The sequence below is a fragment of the Streptomyces albidus (ex Kaewkla and Franco 2022) genome (assembly GCF_013870515.1).
Lineage (GTDB): Bacteria > Actinomycetota > Actinomycetes > Streptomycetales > Streptomycetaceae > Streptomyces > Streptomyces albidus.
The window spans coordinates 1-6,395 of sequence record NZ_JACBXA010000296.1; the positions used below are offsets into that span (position 1 = coordinate 1).

The 6,395-nt window shown below is 66.9% G+C and carries 4 protein-coding genes and 1 tRNA gene; 1 reads left to right on the top strand and 4 read right to left on the bottom strand.

What is annotated here, in order from left to right; genetic code table 11:
* Positions 1-338 precede the first annotated feature (338 nt).
* Together H5J26_RS27070 and H5J26_RS27075 are read right to left on the bottom strand one after the other, a co-directional pair.
* Positions 339-412, bottom strand: a tRNA-Met gene (locus H5J26_RS27070).
* A gap of 74 nt (positions 413-486) precedes the next feature.
* The gene (locus H5J26_RS27075; protein WP_235981176.1) at positions 487-3,342 is read right to left on the bottom strand and encodes a UPF0182 family protein; all 2,856 of its coding nucleotides are present in this window, start codon (positions 3,340-3,342) and stop codon (positions 487-489) included.
* Between the two features lie 133 nt (positions 3,343-3,475).
* Between H5J26_RS27075 and H5J26_RS27080 the strand changes: the two genes are divergently transcribed.
* On the top strand, positions 3,476-4,048 hold the full coding sequence (locus H5J26_RS27080; protein WP_181768597.1) for a PPA1309 family protein: 573 nt from the start codon (positions 3,476-3,478) through the stop codon (positions 4,046-4,048).
* Between the two features lie 33 nt (positions 4,049-4,081).
* Here the strand turns inward: H5J26_RS27080 and H5J26_RS27085 are convergent, their stop codons facing one another.
* Positions 4,082-5,176: a PDZ domain-containing protein gene (locus H5J26_RS27085; RefSeq protein WP_181768598.1), complete on the bottom strand. Its 1,095-nt coding sequence runs from the start codon at positions 5,174-5,176 to the stop codon at positions 4,082-4,084.
* Positions 5,177-5,850: 674 nt separating this feature from the next.
* Positions 5,851-6,309, bottom strand: a complete 459-nt coding sequence (locus H5J26_RS27095; RefSeq protein WP_181768600.1) for a molybdenum cofactor biosynthesis protein MoaE — start codon at positions 6,307-6,309, stop codon at positions 5,851-5,853.
* Positions 6,310-6,395: the final 86 nt, after the last annotated feature.

Here is a 6,395-nt window from a genome sequence, read left to right on the forward strand (position 1 = left end):
CGCCTCGGCACCGTCGAGGTCGCCGCGGCGCAGCAGTTGGGCACCGAGCACGCTCAACGCAGCAGTGTCTTCGGTGCAGTTGTCAATACCAGTCCGGCTCGTTCCGGCCCCCGGTGGACCGTTGAGCCTCACCTTGTCCCCCATAAACCCCATCGTCGCACCACCCGCAACCCACGTACACCTGGAATACCACCACCAAGTGAGGTCACTTCAGAGGTTTGTCGACTTCCCGACAGAGAGACACCTCAAACCGTCTGACACGAAAGGGGTTGGGGGGTTGACGCGCGCAAAACGAAGAAGGGCCCGGATCCTTGAGGATCCGGGCCCTTCTTCTTCAGTAGCGGGGACAGGATTTGAACCTGCGACCTCTGGGTTATGAGCCCAGCGAGCTACCGAGCTGCTCCACCCCGCGCCGTTGTGTTCACAACCCTACACCACGACGCGGGGTGCTCCGCACACGGGAAGCTCGCACCCCCATGCCCCCAACTACTCCTTCTTCGTGTTCTTTTCGGCGTCCTTGGCGTCCCTCAGGGCTTCCTTGAGGTCGTCCTGAGCCTTGCCGTACGCCTCCCAGTCACCCTTCTCCAAGGCGTCCTGACCCGCGTCGTACGCCTCCTGGGCCTTGCCCAGGGCCTCCTGCACGGACGCCTTGTCGGCCGGCGGCTCGTCCGGCTGTTCGCCTCCGTCGCCCTGGCCGGACTCGCCCTTGCTGTCGAAGACCTTGTCGAGGGCCTGACCGAGGGTGTCCTCGAACGCGATGCGCTCGCCGTAGGTGACCAGAACCTTCCTCATGCGTGGGTAGTTGGTGCCCGCACCACGCACGTACACCGGCTCGATGTAGAGCAGGCCGCCCTCCAGGGGCACGGTCAGCAGGTTGCCGTACTCGACCTCGGAGTCACCGCGTTTGAGGAGGTTGAGCGACTCCGCGATATTGGGATCGGAGTTGAACTTGCTCTGCACCTGCGAGGGCCCGGAGACCGTGGTGTTCGACGGCAGTCTCAGCATCTTGATCTTGCCGTACCCGGAACTGTGCGGATCGGCGTCGATCGCCATGAAGGCGCCGAGCGTCTCACGCTTGTTCGGGTTGAACGTGGTGGTCAGCGAGAACGTCTGCTTCTTCGCGCCGGGCATCTGCAGGCTCAGGTAGTACGGAGGTACCGCGTTGCCCTTGTGCGTCGGGTCGTCCGGGATCTGCCAGCGCTCACTGCCGCTGTAGAACTGCGACGGCGAGGTGACGTGATAGCGGGTCAGCAGCTCCCGCTGCACCTTGAACAGGTCCTGCGGGTAACGCAGATGGTCCATCAGGTCGCCGCCGATCTCGCCCTTCGGCTTGACCGTGTCGGGGAACGCCTTCATCCAGGTCTTCAGCACCGGGTCCTTCTTGTCCCACTGGTACATGTCGACCTTGCCGGTGTACGCGTCCACCGTGGCCTTGACGGAGTTGCGGATGTAGTTCACCCGGTTCTGCCGTGCGACGACGGCGCGTTGACCGTCGGTCAGCGAATCGGCGGTGGTGTCACCGAGCGTCGTACTCGACGAGTACGGGTAGCCGTCCGAGGTCGTGTAGGCGTCGACGATCCACTTGATCCGCCCGTCGACGACCGCCGGATACGGGTCGCCGTCGATGGTCAGCCACGGCGCCACCGCCTCGATCCGCTCCTTGGGCGTGCGGTTGTAGAGGATCCGCGAACCCTCGCCGATCGCTCCCGAGTACAGGATCTGCGGCTCGTTGAAACTCACGGCGTACGCGGCGCGGTTGACCGGGCTGGCGAGGTTGACCCCGCTCTTTCCGGCGTAGGTGTAGGTCTTCTCACCCTTGTCGTCCGCGTAGTCGAGCTCCTTCTGCGGGCCGCCCACGATCGAGTACTGGTTCGTCTTCTCGCCGTAGTAGACGCGCCCCTCGTACTTGCCCAGGTTGCCCTTCGGCGGGAGGTCCTGCTCGGTGAAGGCCGGCGCACCGTCCTTGTCCACCGTGGTGCCCTTGGCCGCGACCATGCCGTAGCCGTGGGTGTACTTGAAGTGCTCGTTGATCCAGTTCTTCTCCGGGATGCCGTCGGTGTTGATCTCCCGGAGGCCGACGACGGTGTCCTGCTCCTTGCCGCCCTTCTGCTTGTAGCGGTCGACGTCGAGCGTCGCGGGGAACTGGTAGTAGCCCCGGACCTGTTGCTTCTGCTGGAAGGTCGGCGAGACGACGTTCGGGTCGAGCAGGCGCGTACTGGCGGTGTTGTCCGCAGCGGCGCGCAGTTGTTCCTTGCCCACCTTGCTGGTGCCCGAGTAGTCCGTGACCTCGGAGTCGTTGATGTCGTACGCGTCCCGGGTCGCCTTGATGTTCTTCTCGATGTACGGCGTCTCTTTGGCCTGCTCGTTCGGCTGGACCTGGAACTTCTGGACTATCGCCGGATACAGGCCGCCGATCAGGATCGCCGACAGCACCATCAGCCCGAAGCCGATCACGGGGAGCTGCCAGGTGCGGCGCCAGATCGTCGCGAAGAACAACAGCGCGCAGATGATGGCGATGCAGAAGAGGATCGTCTTCGCCGGGAGGTAGGCGTTGGCGTCGACGTACTTCAGACCCGTCCAGTTGTCCGTCGCCTTGAAGTCACCCGACTTCACGGCCAGCCCGTACCGGTCCAGCCAGTAGGCCACGGCCTTCAGCGCGACGAAGAACCCGAGCAGCACCGACAGGTGCCCGGTCGCCTGCGCCGTCGCGCGCGCGCCGGGGGTGGTGAGACGGAGCCCGCCGTAGAGGTAGTGCACCAGCGCTGCCGCGATCAGCGACAGGACAGCGGCGGCGAAGCCGAAGCTGAGAAGGAAGCGATACCAGGGCAGGTCGAAGGCGTAGAAGGAGATGTCCTTCCCGAAATGCGGGTCGTTCTTGCCGAAGGCGACGCCGTTGACCCACATGAGCCAGGTGCGCCACTGCCCGGCGGCCGAAGCGCCACCGATCAGCCCGACCAGCGCGGTGACACCCAGCAGCACCCACTTCTTGTACGGGGCGATGCTCATCCGGTAGCGATCAAGGCTCTGCTGCTCCAGCGACATGGCGCTGAGCGGCGGGCGCAGCCTGTGCGCGAGCCAGATGTTGATGCCGACGGCCCCCGACATCAACAGGCCGAACACAGCGAACATGCCGACCTTGGTCCACAGGGTCTTGGTGAATACGGAGCTGTAGGAGACCGAGCGATACCAGAGCCAGTCGGTCCAGAACCCGGCGAACATGACGAAGAGCATGGCCAGCACCGCGAGCACGCCCACTGTCATCAACAGCGTCCGGGCGCGCCGGGATGGTCGGCCGACTCTGATCCGTGGCCCGGAGGGGCCCCCTGAGCCCCGGTCCGGCATCTGGAAAGCCAAGGTGCGCACCTCGAAGATTCGCAGTGGATGAGGACGGGCCCGCATCGTAGGCCCACTCATGCAACTTAACGAACCTTTACCCAGTTCCCGATCCCGGGGTGGAAGCGGGCACGATATAGACATGGACAACCTCCCTACCGAAGGCACGCCCGTAGCGGCCGATCCGCTCACCCAGGCGGTGCTGGAACTCGACGAGTACGCAGCAGGGCTGGGCTGGGATCAGCCCAGCCGGCTGTTCGCCCTGGTCGACACGGCCCAGTTGCGCGAGCAGGAACCCGAACTTGCAGGGCAGCTCGGCTTCGAGGACACCGGTGAGATCGGCACCTCGCTCACCCCCGTGGAACAGGACGAGCTCCCCACCGGCGCTCCGCTCGACGAGTTCCTGGCGACGATCGCCTGGCCCGACTCCGTTGCGGGGTGCGCCATGACCGTGGAACGGCTGATGCTGCCGCAGTCCGCCGAGGAGGCGATGCCGGAGGAACTCCAGCAGGAGGGCGCCGAGGAGAGGCTCACTCAGTGGGTCGCCGAGCACCCCGAACGCCAGGAGGTCCGGATGACGGTCGCCGTTCTGCGCGACGGCACCCGTGAATCCGCGCTGCGGATGCGCGAGAAGGACGCGGCGACAGAGGTGCTCACCGGGGCCGGGCTGGTGCCGGGGCTGGCCGAGGCGCTGGCGGCGACGTTCGAGGAGTGACCCGCGAGGGCCGTACGTGAAGGACCGCGGCCGTCAGCTCGCCTTGCACTTCGGGAGGGCGGCCGTGTCGTCGTCGCGGATCTTCTTCAGCGCGTCCATGGCTTCGCTCATCGTGCCGGTCTTCACCAGGGTCAGGCCTTCGGGCCTGTCCTTGGCGGCCGACGCGCAGTTGTCCTTCGGGGTGAGGAAGTACTTGGCGCCCTTGGCCCGCGCGGCGACGGTCTTCATCTGGATGCCGCCGATGGCGCCGACCTTGCCCTTGTCGTCGATCGTGCCCGTGCCGGCCACGAACGAGCCCCCGGTGAGGTCTTCACGGGTCAGCTTGTCGACGATTCCGAGCGAGAACATGAGTCCTGCGCTCGGGCCCCCCACGTCTGCGAGCTTGATGTCGATGTCGAACGGGAACGTGTGACCGACCGCGGGCTGGATGCCGACGATCGCCCGGCCGTCGTCGCCGGCCTTCTTGGTGCCGACGACTATCTGCTTCTCGTCCCGCGCGGAGACCTTCCGCTTCGCCTTCTGGGCGGCCTTGGCGTCGGCTGCCGGGATGACGGTGAAGCGGACCTTGTCACCGGGCTTGTGCTTGGTCACGGCAGCCGCCACGTCCTTCGGCTCCGTGACCCGCTTGCCGTCCACGGCCCGGATGATGTCCCCCGCGTGCAACTTCCCCTGCGACGCCCCGCCCTTGACCACGGAACCCACGATGACGTGGGAGGGAACGTCGATTCCCAGCTCCTCGAGCGCCGCCACCTTCGCGCTCTCCTGCGAGGCGCTGAACTCCTCGGCGTTCTCCTGGTCGACCTCCTTGGCCGACTTGTCCTCCGGATAGAGCGTCGAGTGCGGGACGACCGCGCTGTCGTGCTGGAGCCACCCGCCGACGGCCGCCACGAGATTCATCCGGTAGTCGGCGCCCGTGACGCGGACCGTGGTCATGTTCAGGTGGCCCGACGTCTCGTACGTCTTGCGGTCCTTGATGTTCAGCACCGGCTCGCCGTCGTGCTCGCCGAGCGTGTTGACCGTGGGCCCGGGCGACATCTCTGCGTAAGGCACCTGGATGAGCAGCCCTGCACAGAGCAGACCTATGAGCAGCAACGTGGATGCGAGCATCGTCGCAGTGCGGCGTGGCATGGCACGACAGTACCGGCCCGCACTGTCATTCGGCCGTCCGGGCCGGTCCGTCCGGGGCCGTCACAGCGGCGGTCGTGACCGGTTCCGCGGGGGGTTCCGCCAGGGCGGTCTCCACGGCCTCGTCCTCGCGCGATCGCTCCATGGCCTGACGGAAACGCTCGTAACCTGCGACTCCTGCCGAATCCGGGATGCCGGTCCGGCGCCGGCTTGCCCAGCTGCTCCAGATTCCCGCTGCGACAGCGGCAAGAATTGGAATCAGCAACCAGGAGAGTGCCGCCATGTAAGCCTCCCGACCCCTTGTGAACACGTCGCCCGGCAGAGTCCAGCCGGGCAGAACGGCCGATGAGCAGATTAACTCTCGGCACGACAACGCTCTTTCCCGGGGGCAGGTTCCGCAAGCCGAAAGTGCACCGTACGGGTGCCCTGGTCGCCTGGCACGGTGACGAGCGCTACGCCAACCCGCCCACCGGAGGGGCGGCCCGAGCGTCGAACGGAACGGGCTCTGGAGACGACGGCGCTACGCGGCGCCTCTCGCTCCCCTCGCCCGGCTACCGGCCCTCAGGGACAGCGCTAGCGCCGACCCTCCCGCCCGTCACCCGGCCACCACCCCTCAGGGACAGCGCCACGCGCCGACCCGCCCGCCCGTCACCCAGCCACCACCCCCAGGGACAGCGCTACGCGCCGACCCATTCTTCGGTGCCGTCCGTGAAGGACTGGTGTTTCCAGATCGGGACCTCGTGCTTGAGGTTGTCGATGAGCCGGCGGCAGGCCTCGAACGCCTCTCCTCGGTGGGGGCAGGAGACCGCCACGACCACGGCGAGGTCCCCCACGGCCAGCTCGCCGACCCGGTGAACCGCAGCCAGGGCGCGCACAGGGAAGTCCGCGGCCACCTTCTCCGCGACCCGGCGCAATTCGGCTTCGGCAGTGGGATGCGAGGAGTACCCCAGACGGGTGACGTCAGCGCCGCCGTCGTGGTCGCGCACCGTTCCGACGAAGAGTGCGGTGCCGCCCGCTGCGGCGTCGCCCACCGCGGCGAAGACCTCGTCGACGGAGAGCGCGGTGTCCCGGATGCCCAGCAGACGGATCGGGTCGTCAGCTGCCTGCTCGCCTGGGTGGTCGTGCTTGTTCGCCATGGCCTCATGCTGCCGCACAGGGGACGCCCGGGGGAACCAGGGAGATCTGCGGACCGCGCGGCCCGGCTGGCCCTTGCTGGCGGGCC